Below are 21927 nucleotides of genomic sequence, written 5' to 3' on the forward strand. Positions count from 1 at the left end.
TATTTACGTAGGCATTTAAGCCGGGTTTGAAAGCCCAAAAAACTCGCGGGCCGTTAATTCATCACGCGCAATCTGCGCTTTTAGTTCATCCAGCGAAGCAAATCGCTGTTCATTGCGTATTTTTTTACGCAGCACTACATCTATATGGCGACCGTAAAGGTCCATTACAACGTCGAGCAAATGCACTTCCAACTGCTGGCGAACGCCAGCAACGGTCGGGCGCGTACCAATGTTCGCCACGCCCGGCAGGGGCTTATCACCGAGCCCCGTCACTTCCACCGCATAAACCCCTTTTACCGGGGAAACCTGACGACGCAGCGGTAAATTCGCCGTCGGGAAACCAATAGTGCGGCCCAGTTCATCGCCATGCACGACGCGCCCGGAGATAATAAACGGGTGCCCCAGCAGGCTTTCGGCCTGTTCAAGGTTATCGTTGGCCAGCGCCTGGCGCACCGCGGTGCTGCTAATGCGCACGCCGCCGTGGCAGAAGGTTTGCGTACTGGTGACGTCAAAACCGAAATCAGCGCCCGCCTTCTGTAATAACAAGAAATCACCCTGACGACCAGCGCCAAAGCGGAAATCATCGCCGACCGCGAGGAACTGAACGCCAAGCCGTTTGACCAGCAGTTCGCTGATAAAGTCCTGCGCGGTCAGCGCGGCAAAGCGGCGGTCAAAGCGCAGACACAGAACGTAGTCCACCCCACTCTCGGCCAGATAGCGCAGCTTCTCACGCAGGCGCGTCAGGCGGGCCGGGGCTTTATCAGCCGCGAAAAGCTCCAGCGGCTGCGGTTCAAAAATCATCACCACCACAGGCAAACCGCGCGATCTGCCCTCGGCACGTAAGCCTTGCAGTAACGCCTGATGCCCACGATGCACACCGTCGAAATTACCAATGGTCAGAACGCACCCGTGTGGGGCCTGACTGAGATTATGTATGCCGCGTATCAGCTTCATGTCTGGCTCAAAAGAGTGAAAATCGTCAGAGTATACCTTGTACAGCAGTCAAGGTTAACCCGCGATTACACCTCATAACGGAAAGAGGGAATGATTTCATCAGCATCCGTTAAAAAGGCAAGAAAATATAGTCGAGCCGCGTGATTTTTGTGCCGGAAAGACTGTATTCGTCTGTCACAAGCTGGTAGAATCCTGCGCCATCAATACGTAATGCAGCGTTGTCAAATTAACGGCGCTTATTTGCACAAATCCATTGACAAAAGAAGGCTAAACGGGCATATTCCTCGGCCTTTGAATTGTCCATATAGAACACATTTGGGAGTTGGCCTTGGCTAATATCAAATCAGCTAAGAAGCGCGCCGTTCAGTCTGAAAAGGCTCGCAAACACAACGCTAGCCGTCGCTCTATGATGCGTACTTTCATCAAGAAAGTATACGCAGCTATCGAAGCTGGCGACAAAGCTACTGCACTGAAAGCATTTAACGAAATGCAACCGATCGTGGACCGTCAGGCTGCTAAAGGTCTGATCCACAAAAACAAAGCTGCACGTCATAAAGCAAACCTGACTGCACAGATCAACAAACTGGCTTAATCGCCTGCTTGTTATCAGCTTTGAAAAAAACCCGCTTAATGCGGGTTTTTTTATGCCTGCTATTCCGTCTGCAGGCAGGATAAAGCAAAGCCGCCATCCGGCATCGTGCACCGAATTGCCTGATGGCGCTTCGCTTATCAGACCTACGCCGGCTCAGCAAACAGCGCCGAATAATCGCGATGGCAAATTCGCTGCACCGCCGGATGCTGAATCATCCTTTCGGCAAAAATTGCGTGATACTCTTCCATGACGTTATCCATGCGGCCAATTTCCACAATGCTGTCGTCCGCATAGAAATCATGGGCATACAGCGTTGGCGCAACAAAGATAGCGTTGTGCGCGGCGCCGAATGCTTTCATCAGCGCGGCATCATCAAACTCGCCGAGGATTTCAACGTTAAGCCCCTGCACGTTAAACCAGTTCAGTAGCTTGCGCCCTAGCATGGAACGACGGCCGGGAATCAGCAGACGTCGCTCCTCAAGGCACGCAGGGAAGGGTTTTTCCGGCGGCGGATTCATGCACCAGAAGCTCACGCTACACTCACCAATCTTCACCGAGAACAGCCCCTCCTGCTGCGTGGAATCAATCGGGCAGTCGGAGATAATCATATCCAGCTTGTGCTGGCTGAGCTGCTCCAGCAGCATCTCATGCGTCGATTCAAAGCAGCGCAGGTGAATCTGTTCATCCTCAACCACCGCCGCGTCAAGCACCCCGCTAACCAGCCGTTTCGAAAGCGCATCGGCCACGCCGACGTCGAACAGCAGGTTGGACTCCTTACGGTAGTTCACGATATCCAGCATCTCCTGACTGAGGGGGAACATTTTGTCCGCGTAGCGGAACACCAGCTCACCCAGTTCACTCGGCTCAATACCGCGGCCTTTGCGCTTGAATAACTTCCCCTGCAGACGTTCTTCCAGCGCTTTGATTTGCCCGGTAATGGTCTGCGGCGTAAGGTACAGCGCCTCCGCCGCGCCAACAATGGAGCCTTCCTTGTAGACATGCCAGAAGTAGTAAAGATGGTTGTAGTTAATATGCGACATGCCCTGTGCTCCCCTCTCCTTTGATCATCATTTTTCGCTTACGCCATCACCGGTTTTAAACGGGCGCGCAGCAAGCTGTATCCCACCACAGCCGACAGGACGGAACCTATCAGAATACCAAGCTTGGCCCAGTTAATCAGCGATGGATCGATATTGCCAAACGCCAGGCTGGCGATAAAGATAGACATGGTAAAGCCTATCCCGCACAACAGGCCAACGGCCATAATTTGTGTGAAACTGGCCCCTTCCGGCAGCTTCGCCAACTTCAGCTTAAGTGCCAGCCAGCAGAACAGGCTGATGCCCAGCGGCTTGCCGATAAACAAACCGGCAATAATGCCCAACGGCAGCAGCGAGGTCAGCCCCTCCAGGGTCACGCCCTGCAGCGAGACGCCCGCGTTAGCGAAGGCGAACAGCGGCAGAATCATAAAGGCCACCCACGGATGCAGCACATGCTCAAGCTGTTTCGCCGGCGATTTGCCGCCCTGCTCGCGCAGCGGAATAAAGAAGCCAACAATCACGCCAGCCAGCGTCGCGTGTACGCCGGACTTCAGTACCGCCGTCCACAGCACAACGCCAACCAGAATATAGAGCCCGGTACGGCGTACGCCGCTCAGGTTTAGCACTGCCAGCACCGCAATGGCAGCACCGGCTACGGCGAGCGACAGCAGGGACAGATCGCTGGTGTAGAACAGCGCGATAATCACAATGGCGCCCAGATCGTCGATAATCGCCAGCGCCATCAGGAAGATTTTCAGCGACGCCGGCACGCGGCTCCCCAGCAGGGCCAGGACGCCAAGCGCGAACGCAATATCCGTTGCCGCCGGAATGGCCCATCCGCTGCTTGCCACCGGGTCCTGCGCGTTAAACGCCAGATAGACCAGCGCCGGCACCACCATACCGCCAACGGCAGCAATCACCGGAAAAACCGCCTGACGGCGGGTTGCCAGCGAGCCTTGCATCAGTTCGCGCTTAACCTCCAGGCCAATCAGCAGGAAAAACACGGCCATCAGGGCATCGTTAATCCACAGCAGCATGTTTTTGTCGATGGCTAAGGCGCCAACGCGCAGCTGAACCGGCGTCTCAAGGAAGGCATGATACAGGCCGCTGGTTGCGCCCAGGTTCGCCAGCAGCATGGCCAACGCTGCGGCAATAATCAGGATGATACCCCCTGAGGCATCATTGCTAAAAAAACGCTGAAGATGCTTCACTTTTACTCTCTCTATTGTGTTTTATACATCGATAAAACCATAGTATCGCGTTTAAAGACTCGGAAAAATCAGGTTATTTCTGGATGATAATTCAGTTTAGCCGATGAAATAAAAAAACCCGAAGCGCAATGCCCCGGGTTTTTTATTCAGCCCTCGCCTTACGGCGAAAGATTAACGAGTCAAATCGTCAAAGAACTTTTTCACGCCGTCAAAGAAGCTTTTCGAACGCGGGCTGTTGTTTTCCCCGGTTGGGCCGCCGAAGCTTTCCTGCAGGTCTTTCAGCAGCTGTTTCTGCTTCTCGTTCAGGCCTACCGGCGTTTCAACGACCACGCGGCACAGCAGGTCGCCCTGCGCGCCGCCGCGCACGGACTTCACGCCCTTGCCGCGCATGCGGAACAGTTTGCCGGTCTGCGTTTCGCCCGGAATTTTCAGCTTCACGCGACCATCCAGCGTCGGCACTTCTATCTCGCCGCCCAGCGCAGCCATCGAGAAGTTGATCGGCACTTCGCAGTACAGGTTGTTACCTTCACGCTCAAAGATAGCGTGCTGTTTCACCTGCACCTGAACGTACAGATCGCCTGCCGGTGCGCCATGCTCACCCGCTTCGCCTTCACCGCTCAGACGAATACGATCGCCGGTGTCCACGCCTGCCGGAATCTTCACGGACAGGGTTTTGGTTTTCTCAACGCGACCGTGGCCGTGACATTTATTGCACGGATCTTTAATCAGCGTACCGCGGCCCTGACAGTGCGGACAGGTCTGCTGTACAGCGAAGAAGCCCTGACGCATCTGCACCTGGCCTGAACCATGACAGGTTGGACAGGTCTGCGGCTGTGAGCCCGCCTTGGCACCGCTGCCGTGGCAGACGTCACACTCTTCCAGCGTCGGGATGCGGATCTCTTTGGTGACACCGCGCACCGCTTCTTCCAGCGTCAGATCCATGTTGTAGCGCAGATCTGCACCACGGGACGCGCGCTGACGACCGCGACCGCCGCCAAAGATATCGCCGAATACGTCACCAAAGATATCGCTGAAGTCTGCGCCGCCGCCGAAACCGCCGCCACCGCCGCCCATACCGCCCTGTTCAAAGGCCGCATGGCCGTACTGATCGTAGGCCGCACGCTTCTGCGCGTCGGTCAGGATCTCGTACGCTTCTTTGATCTCTTTAAACTTGGCTTCGGCCTCTTTATCACCCTGGTTACGGTCCGGGTGGTACTTCATGGCCAGGCGCTTGTACGCCTTTTTGATTTCACGCTCTTCCGCTGTTTTGGAAACGCCCAAAATCTCGTAATAGTCTTGCTTTGCCATTGGTTTTTTTCAGCCCCTTAACATGCGAGCACGGGCGGAGAGGAAACCTCTTCGCCCGTGCCGATTAATTACCCTGCATCAGGGCGATTATTTTTTGTCTTTCACTTCTTCGAACTCTGCGTCAACAACGTCGTCGTCTTTCGCATTGTTCGCGGAAGCGTCAGCGCCTGCGGCACCCGCCTGCTGCTGTGCGTGCTGCTGCTGAGCGATTTCCATCAGTTTCTGGGAAACCTGCGCCAGCGCCTGCATTTTCGCTTCGATGTCCGCTTTGTCTTCGCCTTTCAGAGACGCTTCCAGCGCGGTCAGCGCAGACTCGATAGCAGTTTTGTCGTCAGCCGGAAGCTGTTCGCCTGCTTCTTCAACCTGCTTACGAGTGCTGTGCAGCAGATGGTCGCCCTGGTTACGGGTCTGAACCAGCTCTTCAAACTTACGGTCAGCTTCGGCGTTAGCTTCGGCGTCACGAACCATTTTCTGAATTTCTTCTTCGTTCAGACCGGAAGAAGCCTTAATGGTGATCTTCTGCTCTTTACCGCTGTTTTTGTCTTTCGCGGAAACGTGCAGGATACCGTCAGCATCGATATCGAAGGTCACTTCGATCTGCGGCATGCCGCGCGGTGCCGGGCTGATACCGTCCAGGTTGAACTGACCCAGTGATTTGTTATCGGATGCACGTTTACGTTCACCCTGAATCACGTGGATAGTTACCGCAGACTGGTTGTCTTCAGCAGTAGAGAACACCTGGCTGTGCTTGGTCGGAATGGTGGTGTTTTTGTTGATGAGCGCAGTCATCACACCGCCCATGGTTTCGATACCCAGAGACAGCGGGGTAACGTCCAGCAGCAGCACGTCTTTAACTTCACCGGTCAGAACGCCGCCCTGAACCGCTGCACCGATAGCAACAGCTTCGTCCGGGTTAACGTCTTTACGCGGTTCTTTACCGAAGAACTCAGCAACTTTCTTCTGCACCATTGGCATACGAGTCTGCCCACCGACCAGGATAACGTCCTGGATATCGGATACGGACAGGCCAGCATCCTGCAGCGCAACTTTCAGCGGCTCGATGGAACGGTTAACCAGGTCTTCTACCAGGCTTTCCAGTTTCGCACGGGTCACTTTGATGTTCATGTGCTTAGGACCGGTCGCGTCTGCGGTGATGTACGGCAGGTTCACGTCGGTCTGCTGAGCGGAAGACAGTTCAATCTTCGCTTTCTCAGCGGCTTCTTTCAGGCGCTGCATCGCCAGCGGGTCATTGCGCAGGTCGATGCCCTGATCTTTCTTAAACTCGTCAACGAGGTAGTTGATCAGGCGGGTATCGAAGTCTTCACCACCCAGGTGGGTATCACCGTTGGTTGCCAGAACTTCAAAGGTTTTTTCGCCATCAACTTCGTCGATTTCGATAACGGAAATATCGAAGGTACCACCACCGAGGTCGTAGACCGCGATAGTACGGTTGCCGACTTCTTTATCCAGACCGTAAGCCAGTGCAGCTGCGGTTGGTTCGTTGATGATACGTTTGACTTCCAGACCTGCGATACGACCGGCGTCTTTAGTTGCCTGACGCTGAGCATCGTTGAAGTATGCAGGTACGGTGATAACCGCTTCAGTTACCGGTTCACCCAGGTAATCTTCAGCCGTTTTCTTCATTTTCTTCAGCACTTCAGCAGAGATCTGCGGCGGTGCAGTACGAGTACCTTTCACATCAAGCCATGCGTCACCATTATCTGCGGCAACAATTTTGTATGGCATGATAGAAACGTCACGCTGAACTTCTTCGTCCTGGAAGCGGCGACCGATCAGGCGTTTAATCGCAAACAGGGTGTTTTGCGGGTTTGTCACTGCCTGACGTTTAGCCGGCTGACCAACCAGAGTTTCACCATCCTGGGTATAGGCAATGATAGAAGGCGTGGTGCGATCGCCTTCGGCGTTCTCCAGCACGCGTGCAGTAGTGCCATCCATAATCGCTACACAAGAGTTGGTAGTACCCAGGTCGATACCAATAATTTTACCCATCTAAACGTCTCCACTAAAAATTCAGTCAACATGTGGTTGTGATTCTGTAATAAGGGCGAAACCTACGGTTTCAACAGCCCTGAATCGTTTTTTTTTCAGACTCACTCACTGCGGTTGACTACAAGATGGGGTCGCAACGTCATCCATCAAGGGGCAGCGTTAAAAATTTTTCATTCAGTGCGATTTTATTTCTGCCGCCTTGACTGCACAAACTCATCAACAGAACCTTAAAAAACCATTACATTCAGTATATTAAATCCATAAAGCGTTGTGATTCAGCGCTAAAAGTCGCGCTGCTATGGGATCAAATCCCCCGGCAACATTTCACTCACTGAAATGAGTGCCCTGGTAATAAAAACAATGAAAACCCTTTTAAGCGTCACGATAAGCCCGGCGATCGGCATGATCCAGGCCGCTCCACCATCCCTACCGTGCAGCATATTGCCCACCAGCGTCGTTTAATTGCCCGCACGGGGAATGAGTTAAAGGGGGAAAATAGTTCATTTTCCCCCGATGAGATCATAGACAGCCCGTTTACTCCTGATTATCATGCCGCGCCCCCCAGCACTGGGGAGATTATTTCACCATTCAATGATGATTTGAGGAATTATGGGCAACACTAAGTTGGCTAACCCGGCACCGCTGGGCCTGATGGGCTTCGGCATGACCACCATTCTGCTTAACCTGCATAACGCCGGTTTCTTCGCCTTTGACGGCATTATTCTCGCTATGGGTATTTTTTACGGCGGTATCGCGCAGATTTTCGCGGGCCTGCTGGAATACAAAAAAGGGAATACTTTCGGTCTGACCGCTTTTACCTCCTACGGCTCTTTCTGGCTGACCCTGGTGGCCATTCTGCTGCTGCCGAAGATGGGGATGAGCGAAGCGCCAAACGCACAGTTCCTCGGCGTGTATCTTGGCCTGTGGGGCGTGTTCACGCTGTTCATGTTCTTCGGCACGCTGAAAGCTGCACGCATGCTGCAGTTCGTGTTCCTCAGCCTGACCGTGCTGTTCGCTCTGCTGGCGGTTGGCAACATTAACGGCAACGAAGCGATTATCCACGTGGCTGGCTGGGTAGGCCTGATCTGTGGCGCAAGCGCCATTTATCTGGCAATGGGTGAAGTGCTGAACGAACAGTTCGGCCGTACCGTACTGCCGATTGGTGAAAAGCACTAATCCTCGCCTCATCTGAAAAACGCCGGCCTGTCCGGCGTTTTTTTTTGCCTGAAAACTACCGTTCCTGGGATTATCACTTCCACGTTATCTGCGCTATTTTCAATAACTTCTCATGATGAAAAGGATGATTGATGATGCGCCTCACGTCTGTATATCCCCTGCTTCTGGCCTGCGGTGCCTTGCTACCCGCGAGCGCTCATGCGCTACCCACGCCCGAAGTCAGAAGCGTTGATTGGGATAAGGAAAACACCGTGCGCGTAGGGAACAGTATCAATACCGTTTACCACATTACGATGTCAGAGGGCTCGCAAAATAATCTGTGGCTAAACGTCGATTGCCAGACCCGGACAAAAACGCTGCTGTATATGAATCTGCAGACGCTGACGGGGAGTCATATCCGCGCCTACGGCGGTAATTCTTTCGCCCGCTACGTTCCCGGCGTGCCTTTCGAGCCCGACGCCGATAGCTTAATGAACACCGATCCCGCGCTGGATGTCTGTAAGCAAAACGTCGTACAGCCTCGCTGGGTAGGGCTGACCAACGCGGATAAGAACGGCGACCAGCCGTTTATCGATCTCAATAACAGCCATCGTCAGGGCAATCAGCTTAACCTGCGCATCGGTACGGATTACGCCCAGGTGCATCGCGAAAAACAGTATGACGCGCCCTACGACTTTAAAATCAGCCAGATACAGGTGAATTGCGATAACCAACAGGCGCGCATTGCGCGAACATTCTCGCTAAATGCCGCCTTCGTTACCGACAACGCCACCCCGGCGGAGACGGCCTTCACGCCGCTCCCCTCCTCGCTTATCGCACCGGTAGCAAAACTGTGCGCCTTACAGGATCTTAACCAGTTCACCGGCAGCGGCGCGTGGGTTGCACGACCAAAAAATGAAGCGGATGCCCCATTGGTAATCCCCGATTTTGAACACAACGATCCGAACGCATTAGCCCGCTACCCGCAGCCAGAAGCGGTAAGCAAGAGCGTGATGACGATACTAAAGAATGGCCATGATGTACCGACCTTTACCCGCCTCACTTTTACGCCGGTGTGGCCTGGTGATGCGGACATCAGCGGTAAGACCCGCATCGACAGGCTGCCAGACGGCAGCACGTTAACGCTCGATACGCTGGTGCTTAAAGGCGTGACGTTCTATAGCCAGTACCAGCGATTATTCAATCTCGTCGACCTGAAGCAATGGGATTCGATGCAAAACAGCCCGCTTATCGCCCGAACGCTGGAAACCAACGTTAGCGCAGCACCTGTGGTAGGCAAGCAGTATCACTGGCACGCGGTGCTGCAAAACGAGGGCAGCCCGGAGAAAAGCAAATCGAAGCGTCAGGATTGTCGTGCAGAGGGCCCGTGGCGCGATGCCGCGATGCTGAATGAGGCTTTCCCTGGCCGCTATATTGAGCTTATCTGCACCGACGACCGGGGCGATGGGAAAGCGATGAGCAGCGATTACGCCTGGCTGGAAGATTTGCGCGTCTTCATTCGTATCGGCTATCAGGAAGCGGGGGAGAAAAAACGGTTTACGTTTAAGGACGTCGCCATTATTCATTAAGGCACATGACGCCGGGGTTGGCGTCACGTGCCCCTGCGTTGGCTTACGCCTCAGCCGGACTACGGCTGGCTGCCTGTCGCTCTTTACGCAGCCAGATACCAAGCCCCAACCCCATCAACGACAGCGCCAGCACGTACCAGGCTGGCGCCATCGGTGATACGCCCATCAGCATGGTGACGGCAATGGGCGTCAGGCCGCCGAAAATGGCATAGGAGACGTTGTAAGAGAAAGAGATGCCGGTAAAGCGTACCTCCGCCGGGAAAGCGCGTACCATCACGTACGGCACCGCCCCTACCACGCCAACGCACAGCCCCACGAGCCCGTACAATAAGAACAGCTGCTCGGGGTGCGTTCCCGCAAGGTGATAGAAAAACCAGCTTGAGCAGGCGAGCAGAATGCTGCCAACGATAAACGTTTTACTGGCACCTATGCGGTCCACAATCAACCCCGCCAGCAGGCAGCCAATACAGAGCATAACCGTTGCGACGCTGTTCGCCTGTAAGGTCAGCGCGGGGGCAAAGCCGTACTGTTTTTGCAGCCACACTGGCGACATCAGAATCACCACTACAATGCCAGCTGAGAGCAGCCAGGTCAGCAGCATCGACACGACCACCGCCGGCTTATGCTTGAGCACCACCGACTTGATGGGCAACTCCTGCGCCAGCGCTTTACGCTGCTGCATTTCGAGAAAAATGGGGGTTTCCTGCAACCAACGGCGCAGGTACATCGCCACCAGGCCAAACGCGCCGCCCAGCAGGAACGGAATACGCCAGCCGCCGTCGTGGATTGCCTGCACGCTCAGTTGGGTATTAATCAGCGTCGCCACCACCGAGCCCAGCAGAATTCCCACCGTCAGCCCTGCCGTCAGCGTCCCGCAGGCAATGCCGATACGACGCGCCGGCACATGCTCGGCCACAAACACCCAGGCCCCCGGTACTTCACCGCCAATCGCTGCGCCCTGTAAAATACGCATGAACAGCAGCAGCAGCGGCGCGGCCAGCCCGGCGCTGGCATAAGTTGGCAGCAGGCCAATCGCCAACGTAGGCACCGCCATCAGCAGGATACTGAGGGTAAACATTTTTTTGCGCCCGACCAGATCGCCGAAGTGCGCCATGATGATGCCACCCAGCGGACGAGCAAGATAGCCTGCAGCGAAGATGCCGAAAGTCTGCACCTGACGCAGCCACTCAGGAATGTCCGCCGGGAAGAAGAGCTCCCCCACCACCGCGGCGAAGAAGACGAAGATGATGAAATCATAAAACTCCAGCGCGCCGCCGAGGGCCGCCAGCGTTAGGGTTTTATAGTCTTGTCGATTCAGAGGTCGGGTGTAATGTGACATAACAAACCATTCGCAAAGTGGAAGTGTTGATCTAAGTTTACGTTTTATGTAAAGCAAAAATGACTATACCGTAAACCCGATCGCGCTCCAGCAGAATGATAGGTTATGTCAGAAAAGCATCACATTCAGGATAAAGTCTCGCGACGAGCGCTCTTAGGGCGGAAAGCTGCTACGACATCGCGATTCGTTTCAATATAAGGCCCCTCCAGCAACTGTACACAATACGGTACACTTGCAAAGATGCCGTTCACCAGCACGTTGCCCTCTGCGTCTTTCACCCCTTCCAGCGTTTCCTGAATCGCTTTCGGCTGGCCCGGCAGGTTCAGAATGAGGGCCTGTTTGCGAATAACGCCTACCTGGCGTGAGAGAATGGCCGTCGGGACAAAGTGCAAACTGACCTGGCGCATCTGCTCGCCAAAGCCCGGCATGACGCGGTCGGCAATCGCCAGCGTCGCATCCGGCGTCACATCGCGCCGCGCCGGCCCCGTACCACCGGTGGTCAGCACCAGATGGCAGCTCATCTCGTCCACCAGCTCACACAGAGTTTGCTCAATAATGGTTTGTTCATCCGGGATCAGGCGAGTTTCCACCTTAAAAGGGGTCGTCAGCGCCGATGCCAGCCACTCTTCCAGTGCCGGAATACCTTTGTCCTGATAAACGCCGCTGGAAGCGCGGTCAGAGATAGAAACTAAGCCAATGCGTAAAGTGTTCATGATTATTCCGTTAAAACCGTAGCGTTAAGCAGAATAATACACGCGAATGGGCAGCAATACTAAGACCCCAGACGGGTTATCCTCCGGGTTTCCCGAGGCGCGCCGCAAAATGAAAAAGCCAACGGATATTTCTCTGTCGCACGAAGATGCGCAGTGGCAGACTCCGCGAACAGAATTCCATGGAGGGCTGGATATGCGTAAAAACAGGACGCCTACGCCGCATGATTTAGTGTTTAAAACGTTTCTCTCAACGATGGAAACCGCACGGGATTTTATTGCGATTCATCTTCCCCCTGCCCTGCTGCGACTGTGCGATCTGTCAACGCTGAAACTGGAATCGGGTAGCTTTATCGAAGAGGATCTTCACCCCTATTACAGCGATATGCTCTATTCGCTAAAAACAGCCTGCGGCGACGGCTACATCCACGTGCTTATTGAACATCAAAGCTCACCGGATAAGCATATGGCCTTTCGCTTAATGCGTTACGCCATTGCCGCCATGCAGCGCCACCTTGAGGCCGGCCATAATAGGCTACCGCTGGTCATCCCTATTCTGTTTTATCAGGGGCGAAAAAGCCCTTATCCCCACTCAATGAACTGGCTGGATAATTTTACCGACCCGGCGCTTGCGAGACATATCTATAGCCAGAATTTTCCTTTGGTCGATATCACGGTAATTCCCGATGATGAAATTATGCGCCACCGCAGTATGGCTGCGCTGACGCTGATTCAAAAACATATCCGCCAGCGCGATCTCACCCGCTTTCTCGATAAGCTTGCCGGGCTATTAACCCGCAACCACATCAGCGGACAGCAGGTCATTGCGCTGGTAAACTACATGCTCCAGGCGGGAGAAGCACACGATGCCCGTACATTGCTGTATGAAATGGCGCTACGCGCACCACAGTATGGAGACGAACTGATGACATTAGCAGAAGAGTTAAAGCAGGAAGGACGGATAGAAGGAATACAGCAAGGAATTCAACAGGGTATGCAAGTCGGCGAACGCGAAGCCGCGCGGAAAATTGCCCGAGCCATGCTAGAAAAAGGTATCCCGGTCGCCGAGGTGATTGAAATGACCGGCATCGCCGCAGACGAACTTCCCTCCCTGCACCACCATGAATAAAAAAACAGCCCGCTCTCTTTAGAGAAGCGGGCTGTTATCAGGCAAACAGGCTGAATTACAGCAGGTCGCCGATCATTTTTTCCAGTTTTTCCTGGTCAATAGCAAACTTACGGATACCTTCCGCCAGTTTATCAACCGCCATCGGATCCTGGTTGTGCTGCCACAGGAACTCAGACTCGGTGATGCGGCTCGGACGCGCTTTCACTTCACCAGTAAAGGTCAGCTTACGCTCCAGCGGGCCTTCGCTTTCTGCCAGTTCTTTCAGCAGCGCCGGGGCGATGGTCAGGCGGTCACAGCCTGCCAGCTCCAGGATTTCACCGATGTTACGGAAGCTTGCGCCCATCACCACGGTTTCATAACCGTGCTCTTTGTAGTACTGGTAGATTTCGCTAACCGAAACCACGCCCGGATCTTCCGCAGGCGCGTATTCTTTCTTATCGGTATTGGCTTTGTACCAATCCAGAATACGACCGACGAACGGGGAGATCAGGAACACGCCCGCTTCCGCACAAGCGCGCGCCTGCGCGAAGGAGAACAGCAGAGTCAGGTTACAGTTGATGCCGTCTTTTTCCAGCTGCTCCGCTGCGCGGATGCCCTGCCAGGTAGAGGCCAGTTTAATCAGAATGCGATCGTTGCTGATGCCAGCATCGTTGTACATTTTGATCAGGCGCTTCGCTTTCGCGATAGACGCTTCAGTGTCATACGACAGGCGCGCATCAACTTCGGTAGAGATACGGCCCGGGACCAGTTTCAGAATTTCCAGACCGATATTTACGGCCAGTTTATCGGTGGCATCGACAACCTGCTGTGCGCGGTCGCTGCTCTGGCTACGCGCCCATGCTACCGCATCGTCGATCAGTTTACGGTACTCAGGGATCTGTGCTGCGCCCAGAATCAGGGAAGGGTTGGTTGTCGCATCCTGAGGCTGATACAGCTTCATTGCCGCGATGTCTCCGGTGTCAGCCACTACGGTTGTGTACTGACGCAGAGATGTCAATTTATCCGTCATGATAGTGTTTCTCTTTAAACAGCTGTTAGGGGGATGTAACCGGTCTGCCCCGATAATATCACGCCGCTCTCTCAGCGCAACCGCCGACGTCATGAGACCGCAGAGTATGATAAACTGAAGTATCTGACTTTCAGGACCCGGCTTTCTGCATCCTGATTGTGGTAACGCTTACATTGGCTGAATCGAATCGTGCGAAGCAACGTTGCTTCCTGGGTTCGGCCGCTCATTTCGGCATAGACAAGAGGACGTTTAATGCCTGATTTCCTGTCTTTTATCAGCGAAATTTTGTGGGGCTCGGTGATGATTTACCTGCTCCTGGGATGTGGTATCTGGTTTACATGGAGAACCGGCTACATCCAGTTTCGCTACATCCGTCAGTTTAGCAAAAGTCTGAAAAGAAGCCTGGCACCCTGCGAAGGCGGGTTAACCTCGTTCCAGGTTCTGTGTATTAGCCTGGCCGCGCGCGTTGGCAGCGGTAACCTTGCCGGCGTCGCGCTGGCGATCGCCGTCGGCGGCCCCGGTGCGGTCTTCTGGATGTGGGTAGCCGCAATTATCGGCATGGCCAGCAGCTTCGCCGAATGTTCGCTGGCCCAACTCTACAAAGAACGTGACGCCAACGGGCAGTTTCGCGGCGGTCCGGCATGGTATATGTCGCGCGGGCTCGGCATGCGCTGGATGGGCGTACTCTTTTCGCTGTTTCTGCTGCTAGCCTACGGGCTTATCTTTAACACTGTGCAGGCCAACTCCACCGCGCACGCGCTGAAATATGCCTTCGACGTCCCCAGAAGCGCGACAGGCATCGTAATGGCCTTCTTCGCCCTGCTGGTGATGGTCCGCGGCATCAAGGGCGTCGCGCGGCTGAGCCAGTGGCTGGTGCCGTTTATGGCGCTGTTGTGGGTATCGGTCTGTCTGCTGATTACCCTTTGGCACATTGTTGAAATGCCCGCCATCATCAGCATGATCGTGCGTAGCGCCTTTGGCTGGCAAGAAGCTGCTGCCGGTGCCGTGGGCTATAGCGTCAGCCAGGCCATTACCAGCGGCTTTCAGCGCAGCATGTTCTCTAATGAAGCCGGCATGGGCTCCACGCCTAACGCGGCGGCGGCGGCAGCCTCCTTCCCACCGCATCCGGCGGCCCAGGGTATTGTGCAGATGATCGGCGTGTTGCTTGATACCGTCGTTATCTGCAGCGCCAGTGCGATGATCGTGCTGCTGGCGGGTCACGGCACAAAAACCACCAGCTATGATGGAATCCAACTGGTGCAACACGCCATGAGCGTGCTGGTCGGTAGCTGGGGCGCTAGCTTTGTGGCGGTGGTGATGATTATGTTCGCCTTTAGCTCCATCGTGGCTAACTATATCTATGCTGAAAACAACCTGATCTTTCTGCGCTGGAATAAGCCATGGGCCATCTGGCTGTTGCGGCTGTGCACGCTGCTGATGGTATTCATCGGCAGCCAACTGAGCCTACCGGTGGTCTGGCAAATGGCGGATGTGATTATGGCGCTGATGGCCATTACCAACCTGTCGGCCATTCTGCTGCTCTCGCCGGTGGTCAGAATTATCGCTCTGGATTATCTGCGCCAGCGAAAACTGGGCGTGACGCCGGTGTTCGACCCGGACTATTACCCCGAAATCGCCCGGCAGCTGGCGCCGGAAAGCTGGGATCAGCCGCCGCGCCAATAGCAGCAATCGATCACCTGAGGCCTTTTTTTTGTTAAAGTTGAGTGAAATTTTCTGCAAGGACTGGATATGCTGATTCTGATTTCGCCTGCTAAAACGCTCGATTACCAAAGCAAGCTTGCCACCACCCGCTATACCCAGCCCATGCTGCTGGAGCACTCTCAAACGCTGATACGCGAAGCGCGAAAGCTTTCTGCGCCGCAAATTAAAGCGCTGATGGGGATTAGCGACAAGCTAGCGGACCTAAACGCTACCCGCTTCCACGACTGGCATCCGGACTTCACGCCGGATAACGCCCGTCAGGCGATTCTGGCCTTCAAAGGCGACGTCTACACCGGGCTACAGGCAGAAACCTTTAGCGATGCTGATTTTGACTTCGCTCAGCAGCACCTGCGCATGCTTTCCGGCCTTTACGGCGTGCTGCGTCCGCTGGATCTGATGCAGCCGTACCGTCTGGAAATGGGCATTAGCCTGGAGAACCCGCGCGGAAAGGATCTGTACCAGTTCTGGGGAGAGGAAATCACCCAGACGTTGAACGCCGCGCTGCGTGAACAGGGCGACGACATCGTCATCAACCTGGCGTCAGACGAGTATTTCCGTTCGGTAAAACCGAAAGCACTGAAGGGAAGCATCATTAAGCCCGTGTTCCTTGACGAGAAAAACGGCAAATTCAAGGTGATCAGCTTCTATGCCAAAAAAGCGCGCGGGCTGATGAGCCGCTATATCATTGAAAATCGCCTGTCGAAACCTGAACAGCTGACCGGATTTGATAGCGAAGGGTATTTCTTTGATGCGGAAAGTTCGAGCGCCGAAGAGCTGGTCTTCAAGCGCCACGAACAGTGATAACCCCGCGGGCCTGATAAGCAAAGCGCCATCTGGCAGATCGATAGCGATTGCCGGATGGCGGCGTTGCCTTAGTCGGCCGACAAGTTAGTGATGGTCATTGGGCGGTGGCAGGCGACGATCGTCGCCATGTCCACGCTCGTTATGACCCCGATCGTCATGGCGGTCGTCGCGATCGCGTTTATCATGATGCGGCGGCGTATGAGGATTCCAGCGGTTGTCGCGCCATTCATAATGATCGTTCCACCAGCTATGGTCACGCCAGTGGCCGCCATCCCAGTAACGCCCGTCATTATCCTGGTCGCCAATTTGCAGCTTCACCGCCGGGACCAACGTGATCTCTGCGGCCTGAGTCATAACCGGAGCCGCCAGCATCATAGCCAGTGCCAACATCGCAGGTTTTAACATGGGTAACTCCTTGATTCTTCGTTCGCCAGTGTGGCCGATGAACAAAGCTTACCGCCGTAGAACCCGCGTTGTTATTCTCCGCAATCCTATAATCTAACGCCCCGCATTTATTGGGAATATCTCCTTTTTCCCTGCGGAATGTCTGCATAATTTCTCCCTATTTCCCCCTCCACAGGGAAGGAGGAAACGGAGAAGATTACGCGTTGCGCATCATCAGCTGGCGCAGTGCGGCATAGTCGGCCGGCAGGTTGTGAGACAGCAGCGGCAGGTCGGCGCGGTCTGCCAGAGCTTTAGGCAGCGGCAGGGTTTCGCCCAGGATCGCTTCCACGCTTTCCTTAAACTTCGCCGGATGCGCGGTGCCGAGGAACAGACCATATTCACCCGGCTGCAGCTGGTCACGCAGTGCACGGTAGGCAATCGCCGCGTGCGGTTCGGAGGTGTAGCCCAGCGACTGCAGTTCACGCATAGTGGCCTTTGTCGTTTCGTCATCCACCGCCGCATAACCCAGTTCGTTCAGGCGCCAGATTTTACGGCGGAACAGCTCTTCTACACGCGGCCAGTTGTTCGGCTGGCTCACGTCCATTGCGTTCGACAGCGTCGCCTGAGTGGCCTTCGGCGCCCACTTCCCATCCTGCAGGAAGCGCGGCACGGTGTCGTTGGCATTGGTGGCGGCGATAAAGCGTTTCACCGGCAGGCCCAGCGATTTAGCCAGCAGGCCCGCGGTCAGATCGCCGAAGTTACCGCTCGGCACGGAAATCACCAGCTGGTTACGCGCTTCCTGTGGCAGCTGCGCTACCGCTTCGAAGTAGTAGCAGATTTGCGCCAGCAGGCGGCTGATGTTGATGGAGTTTGCGGAGTTCAGACCCAGTGCAACCTTCAGTTCTTCATCATCGAAGGCCTGTTTCACCAGCGCCTGGCAGGCGTCAAAATCACCGTCAATGGCGACGGTTTCAATGTTGCCGCCCAGCGTACAGAACAGCTTCTCCTGCAGCGGGCTGATTTTGCCGCGCGGGTACAGAATCACCACGTTGACGTTCGGCAGGCCGTAGAACGCATGCGCCACGGCAGCACCGGTGTCGCCGGAGGTTGCCGTCAGGATGGTCACTGGCTTATCGCCTGCAATATGGGTCAGCATCTGCGCCATAAAGCGGCCGCCGAAGTCTTTAAACGCCAGGGTCGGACCGTGGAACAGCTCCAGGCAGCCAACGTCTTCCTGCACCTTGTTCACCGGCGCCGGGAAGGTAAATGCCGTCGCAATGCGCGCAGCGAGCTCATCCTGTGGGATCTCATCGCCGATAAACGCGGAGAGTATTTTCGCGCTGCGGGTGACGAAATCCTGCGTTAACAGGTCATCAATGTCGGTCAGGTTGAATTCCGGCAGATCGTGCGGGAAAAACAGCCCCTGTTGCTTGCCAAGGCCTTGCGTAACGGCCTGCGCGAAGCTGACCTGTTCATTGTGATCTTTTAAGTTATAGAGTTTCATCGGTTATCCCACGACTCGTGCGCCGGCTGTATCCAGACGGCAAATATGAACAAAACCTTCTTGATTTTGCAGGTAATTCTGGCCAAGCCAATCGGCCACTCGCTGTGCGGTATCGGGTTTATCACACAGCGCAAACAGCGTTGGGCCGGAACCAGAGATCCCACAGGCAACGGCGCCAATGCCCGCCACCGCCTGACGCGCCTCGCTGAAGCCCGGCAGCAGTTTGGTACGGTATGGCTCGGCAATCACGTCTTTCATCAGTTTCGCAGCCAACTGGGGCTGGCGTGAGTAGCAGGCGTGAATAAACCCAGCCAGATGGCGGCCATGCGCGATGCAGTCCTGACGGCGATACTGCGCAGGCAGAATCGCGCGCGCCTCCGCCGTTGAGACCTTGATCCCCGGATAGGCCAGCACCCACAGCCACTCATCAAAACAAGGAACCTGCTGGCTGATAATCCCGTTCTCTTCGATCATCAGCTGCATGCCGCCCAGATAGCACGGCGCAACGTTATCGTAGTGCACGCTGCCGGAGATGCGCCCTTCCAGCTCGCCCATCAGGGCCAGCATGCGGGTTTCGTCCAGCGGCTTACCGCAGTGTTCATTCATCGCTACCAGCGCAGCGACAACGGAACAGGCGCTGGAGCCCAGCCCTGAACCAATCGGCATATTTTTTTCCAGCGTCATCGCCACCGGGATTTCTTTGCCGATTTCCTGGCAGAAGCGCTCCCAGCATTGATAAACAATATTTTCCTGGGCCACGCTCGGCAGTTTATCCGCAAAGCGCCCCACATTTTGCAGGCTGAAACGGTCTGCCGCTTCAACCGAGACGTTATCGCCCAGCAGGCTGCCGTCAACCGGCGTGACGGCGGCACCCAGTACATCAAACCCGACGCTCATATTGGCACTGGAAGCCGGGGCATACACCTTAACCATTTTAAACTCCTAACTTCCATGACAATGTGCGCAGCAAATCGGCAAACACCCCTGCCGCCGTCACGTCGTTGCCTGCGCCATAGCCGCGCAGCACCAGCGGCAGCGGCTGGTAGTAGTGGCTGTAGAACGCCAGCGCGTTCTCGCCGTTTTTTACTTTGAACAGCGGATCGTTGCCGTCAACGGCGGCAATTTTCACCCGGCAGACGCCGTCTTCCTCGATGTTGCCCACGTAGCGCAGCACTTTGCCTTCATCACGCGCTTTAGCGACGCGCGCGGAGAATTCATCATCCAGCTGCGGCAGACGCGCCATAAAGCTGTCGGTATCGCCCGAGGCGTCGAAGCTCGACGGCAGCACCGATTCGACCACGATATCACTCAACTCAAGGCTGCGCCCGGTTTCTCGCGCCAGAATGAGCAGCTTACGCGCCACGTCCATACCGGACAGATCGTCACGCGGGTCCGGCTCGGTATAGCCCAGCTCGCGCGCGACGGCGGTCGCCGCGGACAGGCTCATGCCTTCATCAAGCTTGCCGAAAATAAACGACAGCGAGCCAGAAAGAATGCCGGAGAAATGCTGCAGCTCATCGCCCGCATTCAGCAGATTTTGCAGGTTCTCAATCACCGGCAGACCTGCGCCGACGTTAGTGTCGTAGAGGAATTTACGCCGCGATTGCCCTGCCGCATGACGCAGCTGATGGTAGTAATCCATCGACGATGTATTGGCCTTTTTGTTCGGCGTCACCACGTGGAACCCTTCGCGCAGGAAGTCGGCGTACTGATCGGCTACCGCCTGGCTGGAGGTGCAGTCAACGATCACCGGATTCAGCAGGTGATACTCTTTCACCAGGCGAATCAAGCGGCCCAGATTGAACGGCTCTTTGGCTTCCGAAAGCTCCGACTGCCAGTTCTCAAGATTCAGCCCGTGCACGTTGGTCAGCAGCGCGCGCGAGTTGGCAACGCCGCAGACGCGCAGGTCAATGTGCTTCTTCTTCAGCCACGCCTGCTGACGTTTGATCTGCTCAAGCAGCGCACCGCCTACCCCGCCAACGCCCACCAGGAACACTTCAATGACCTGATCGGTGTTAAACAGCATCTGGTGTGTCACGCGCACGCCGGTCGTGGCGTCGTCGTTGTTCACCACTACGGAGATAGAACGCTCGGAAGATCCCTGAGCAATGGCCACAATGTTGATATTGGCGCGGGCAAGTGCCGCGAAAAATTTCGCTGAGATACCGCGCAGCGTGCGCATGCCGTCGCCAACAACGGAGATAATGGCCAGACGCTCCATGATAGACAGCGGCTCCAGCAGCTCTTCTTTCAGCTCCAGATAGAACTCATCCTCCATAGCCTTGCGCGCACGCGCGCAGTCGCTTTGCGGCACGCAGAAGCTGATGCTGTATTCGGAAGAGGACTGGGTAATCAATACCACCGAAATGCCCGCGCGGGACATGGTGGCAAACACGCGCGCCGCCATGCCGACCATGCCTTTCATGCCCGGGCCAGAGACGTTGAACATCGCCATGTTGTTGAGGTTAGAGATACCCTTCACCGGCAGCGAGTCGTCGTCGCTGCTGGCGCCGATGAGCGTGCCCGGCGCCTGCGGGTTACCAGTATTTTTGATCAGGCAAGGAATCTGGAACTGAGCGATAGGGGCAATGGTACGCGGGTGAAGGACTTTCGCACCAAAGTAGGAAAGCTCCATTGCTTCCTGATAGGACATGCTTTTCAGCAGCACCGCATCCGGCACCTGGCGCGGGTCGCAGGTGTAGACGCCGTCGACATCGGTCCAGATTTCACAACAGTCTGCACGTAGACAGGCAGCCAGCACGGCGGCAGAGTAGTCAGAACCGTTACGCCCCAACACCACCAGTTCGCCTTTTTCATTGCCGGCGGTAAAGCCCGCCATCAGCACCATGTGATCCGCCGGGATCTGGCTGGCCGCAATGCGACGAGTTGATTCAGCAATATCGACTGTAGATTCAAGGTAATGGCCAACGGCCAGCAGTTTCTCAACCGGGTTAATCACCGTGACCTTGTGGCCACGTGCGCTCAGCAGCCCCGCCATGATGGCGATAGACAGCTTCTCGCCGCGGCAGATCAGGCCCGCGTTGACGCTGTCAGGGCACTGCCCGAGCAGGCTGATACCGTGGAGAATATGTTTGATCTGGGCAAATTCGAGCTCAACGGCCGCCTTCAGTTCCGCCAGCGGGAATCCCGGCTGAGCGGTAGCAAGCCCTTGAAGAAGTTCAGCAAAGATACGTTCGGCGTCGGCGATATTGGTCAGCGCGTCCTGGCCGCCAATGGTTTTTTCAATCATCGCCACCAGATGGTTGGTGATTTTTGCCGGGGCAGAGAGCACGGTTGCTACCTGCCCCTGCCTGGCGTTACTTTCCAGAATGTCGGCAACACGCAGAAACCGTTCCGCATTTGCCACTGATGTACCGCCGAACTTCAAGACTCGCATGGTTTTTACCCCTTGATCTTCAGTCGAAAAAAAAGCCCGCACTGTTTAGGTGCGGGCTTTTTTCTGTGTTTCC

At 55.5% G+C, this 21927-nt stretch carries 18 protein-coding genes and 1 other annotated feature (1 of these 19 only partly in view); of the genes, 6 read left to right on the forward strand and 12 right to left on the reverse strand.

The genetic code is table 11. The annotated features are described in order from the left end of the window. Positions 1-15 precede the first annotated feature (15 nt). Positions 16-954, reverse strand: coding sequence for a bifunctional riboflavin kinase/FAD synthetase (gene ribF / locus H7R56_RS20840; protein WP_106925294.1), 939 nt, complete (start codon positions 952-954; stop codon positions 16-18). 328 nt (positions 955-1282) lie between these two features. On the opposite strand from ribF, the gene rpsT reads away from it, so the two are divergent. After that, positions 1283-1546 (forward strand): 30S ribosomal protein S20, encoded by a 264-nt coding sequence (gene rpsT / locus H7R56_RS20845; protein ID WP_003018940.1) that lies wholly within the window; start codon positions 1283-1285, stop codon positions 1544-1546. 143 nt (positions 1547-1689) lie between these two features. Here rpsT and nhaR read toward each other — a convergent pair whose 3' ends face one another. The 4 genes from nhaR to dnaK all read right to left on the reverse strand — a co-directional run bounded on the left by nhaR (position 1690) and on the right by dnaK (position 7112). Next, positions 1690-2586 carry a transcriptional activator NhaR gene (gene nhaR, locus H7R56_RS20850; protein ID WP_182928392.1) on the reverse strand — a complete coding sequence of 299 codons (897 nt, stop codon included), beginning with the start codon at positions 2584-2586 and terminating at the stop codon, positions 1690-1692. Positions 2587-2624: 38 nt separating this feature from the next. Continuing rightward, positions 2625-3794 carry a Na+/H+ antiporter NhaA gene (gene nhaA, locus H7R56_RS20855; RefSeq protein ID WP_106925288.1) on the reverse strand — a complete coding sequence of 390 codons (1170 nt, stop codon included), beginning with the start codon at positions 3792-3794 and terminating at the stop codon, positions 2625-2627. A 171-nt stretch (positions 3795-3965) separates the two neighbouring features. Then, entirely contained in the window at positions 3966-5102 is a 1137-nt protein-coding gene (gene dnaJ / locus H7R56_RS20860; RefSeq protein WP_106925286.1) for a molecular chaperone DnaJ, read from the reverse strand. 87 nt (positions 5103-5189) lie between these two features. Beyond that, positions 5190-7112 (reverse strand): molecular chaperone DnaK, encoded by a 1923-nt coding sequence (gene dnaK / locus H7R56_RS20865; protein WP_106925284.1) that lies wholly within the window; start codon positions 7110-7112, stop codon positions 5190-5192. A gap of 609 nt (positions 7113-7721) precedes the next feature. Between dnaK and satP the strand changes: the two genes are divergently transcribed. Next, positions 7722-8288 (forward strand): acetate uptake transporter, encoded by a 567-nt coding sequence (gene satP / locus H7R56_RS20870; RefSeq protein ID WP_106925282.1) that lies wholly within the window; start codon positions 7722-7724, stop codon positions 8286-8288. 251 nt (positions 8289-8539) lie between these two features. Further along, positions 8540-9856: a hypothetical protein gene (locus H7R56_RS20875; RefSeq protein WP_106925280.1), complete on the forward strand. Its 1317-nt coding sequence runs from the start codon at positions 8540-8542 to the stop codon at positions 9854-9856. Positions 9857-9899: 43 nt separating this feature from the next. On the opposite strand, the gene H7R56_RS20880 is transcribed toward H7R56_RS20875, so the two are convergent. Continuing rightward, a complete protein-coding gene (locus H7R56_RS20880; RefSeq protein WP_106925278.1) occupies positions 9900-11195 on the reverse strand; it encodes an MFS transporter in 1296 nt (431 codons plus the stop codon). A gap of 125 nt (positions 11196-11320) precedes the next feature. Beyond that, entirely contained in the window at positions 11321-11908 is a 588-nt protein-coding gene (gene mog / locus H7R56_RS20885; RefSeq protein WP_106925276.1) for a molybdopterin adenylyltransferase, read from the reverse strand. Between the two features lie 193 nt (positions 11909-12101). On the opposite strand from mog, the gene H7R56_RS20890 reads away from it, so the two are divergent. Next, on the forward strand, positions 12102-13034 hold the full coding sequence (locus H7R56_RS20890) for an Rpn family recombination-promoting nuclease/putative transposase (RefSeq protein WP_106925627.1): 933 nt from the start codon (positions 12102-12104) through the stop codon (positions 13032-13034). Positions 13035-13089: 55 nt separating this feature from the next. Here H7R56_RS20890 and tal read toward each other — a convergent pair whose 3' ends face one another. Continuing rightward, a complete protein-coding gene (gene tal, locus H7R56_RS20895) occupies positions 13090-14043 on the reverse strand; it encodes a transaldolase (RefSeq protein ID WP_106925274.1) in 954 nt (317 codons plus the stop codon). Between the two features lie 252 nt (positions 14044-14295). Between tal and H7R56_RS20900 the strand changes: the two genes are divergently transcribed. Together H7R56_RS20900 and yaaA are read left to right on the forward strand one after the other, a co-directional pair. Continuing rightward, positions 14296-15726, forward strand: coding sequence for an alanine/glycine:cation symporter family protein (locus H7R56_RS20900; RefSeq protein WP_106925272.1), 1431 nt, complete (start codon positions 14296-14298; stop codon positions 15724-15726). 66 nt (positions 15727-15792) lie between these two features. Further along, the gene (gene yaaA / locus H7R56_RS20905; RefSeq protein WP_106925270.1) at positions 15793-16566 is read left to right on the forward strand and encodes a peroxide stress protein YaaA; all 774 of its coding nucleotides are present in this window, start codon (positions 15793-15795) and stop codon (positions 16564-16566) included. Between the two features lie 87 nt (positions 16567-16653). Here the strand turns inward: yaaA and H7R56_RS20910 are convergent, their stop codons facing one another. The 4 genes from H7R56_RS20910 to thrA all read right to left on the reverse strand — a co-directional run bounded on the left by H7R56_RS20910 (position 16654) and on the right by thrA (position 21854). Beyond that, complete coding sequence (locus tag H7R56_RS20910; RefSeq protein ID WP_106925268.1) at positions 16654-16974, reverse strand: DUF2502 domain-containing protein; 321 nt, start codon at positions 16972-16974, stop codon at positions 16654-16656. A gap of 196 nt (positions 16975-17170) precedes the next feature. Continuing rightward, complete coding sequence (thrC, locus tag H7R56_RS20915) at positions 17171-18457, reverse strand: threonine synthase (protein ID WP_106925266.1); 1287 nt, start codon at positions 18455-18457, stop codon at positions 17171-17173. A gap of 3 nt (positions 18458-18460) precedes the next feature. Continuing rightward, entirely contained in the window at positions 18461-19390 is a 930-nt protein-coding gene (gene thrB / locus H7R56_RS20920) for a homoserine kinase (RefSeq protein WP_106925264.1), read from the reverse strand. A 1-nt stretch (position 19391) separates the two neighbouring features. Next, the gene (gene thrA, locus H7R56_RS20925; protein WP_106925262.1) at positions 19392-21854 is read right to left on the reverse strand and encodes a bifunctional aspartate kinase/homoserine dehydrogenase I; all 2463 of its coding nucleotides are present in this window, start codon (positions 21852-21854) and stop codon (positions 19392-19394) included. A gap of 25 nt (positions 21855-21879) precedes the next feature. Continuing rightward, positions 21880-21927 (reverse strand) — a sequence feature (Thr leader region); it runs 70 nt beyond the window's last position.

The sequence above is a fragment of the Klebsiella sp. WP3-W18-ESBL-02 genome, assembly GCF_014168815.1.
Taxonomy (GTDB): Bacteria; Pseudomonadota; Gammaproteobacteria; order Enterobacterales; family Enterobacteriaceae; genus Kluyvera; species Kluyvera ascorbata_B.

Bases quoted from the DNA above. Each gene is read 5' to 3' on its own strand.
- nhaR (WP_182928392.1), bottom strand. From the start codon at position 2,586: ATGTCGCATATTAACTACAACCATCTTTACTACTTCTGGCATGTCTAC.
- yaaA (WP_106925270.1), top strand. From the start codon at position 15,793: ATGCTGATTCTGATTTCGCCTGCTAAAACGCTCGATTACCAAAGCAAG.
- ribF (WP_106925294.1), bottom strand. From the start codon at position 954: ATGAAGCTGATACGCGGCATACATAATCTCAGTCAGGCCCCACACGGG.
- satP (WP_106925282.1), top strand. From the start codon at position 7,722: ATGGGCAACACTAAGTTGGCTAACCCGGCACCGCTGGGCCTGATGGGC.
- H7R56_RS20910 (WP_106925268.1), bottom strand. From the start codon at position 16,974: ATGTTAAAACCTGCGATGTTGGCACTGGCTATGATGCTGGCGGCTCCG.
- H7R56_RS20890 (WP_106925627.1), top strand. From the start codon at position 12,102: ATGCGTAAAAACAGGACGCCTACGCCGCATGATTTAGTGTTTAAAACG.
- dnaK (WP_106925284.1), bottom strand. From the start codon at position 7,112: ATGGGTAAAATTATTGGTATCGACCTGGGTACTACCAACTCTTGTGTA.
- tal (WP_106925274.1), bottom strand. From the start codon at position 14,043: ATGACGGATAAATTGACATCTCTGCGTCAGTACACAACCGTAGTGGCT.
- H7R56_RS20900 (WP_106925272.1), top strand. From the start codon at position 14,296: ATGCCTGATTTCCTGTCTTTTATCAGCGAAATTTTGTGGGGCTCGGTG.
- thrC (WP_106925266.1), bottom strand. From the start codon at position 18,457: ATGAAACTCTATAACTTAAAAGATCACAATGAACAGGTCAGCTTCGCG.
- thrB (WP_106925264.1), bottom strand. From the start codon at position 19,390: ATGGTTAAGGTGTATGCCCCGGCTTCCAGTGCCAATATGAGCGTCGGG.
- dnaJ (WP_106925286.1), bottom strand. From the start codon at position 5,102: ATGGCAAAGCAAGACTATTACGAGATTTTGGGCGTTTCCAAAACAGCG.
- mog (WP_106925276.1), bottom strand. From the start codon at position 11,908: ATGAACACTTTACGCATTGGCTTAGTTTCTATCTCTGACCGCGCTTCC.
- thrA (WP_106925262.1), bottom strand. From the start codon at position 21,854: ATGCGAGTCTTGAAGTTCGGCGGTACATCAGTGGCAAATGCGGAACGG.
- H7R56_RS20880 (WP_106925278.1), bottom strand. From the start codon at position 11,195: ATGTCACATTACACCCGACCTCTGAATCGACAAGACTATAAAACCCTA.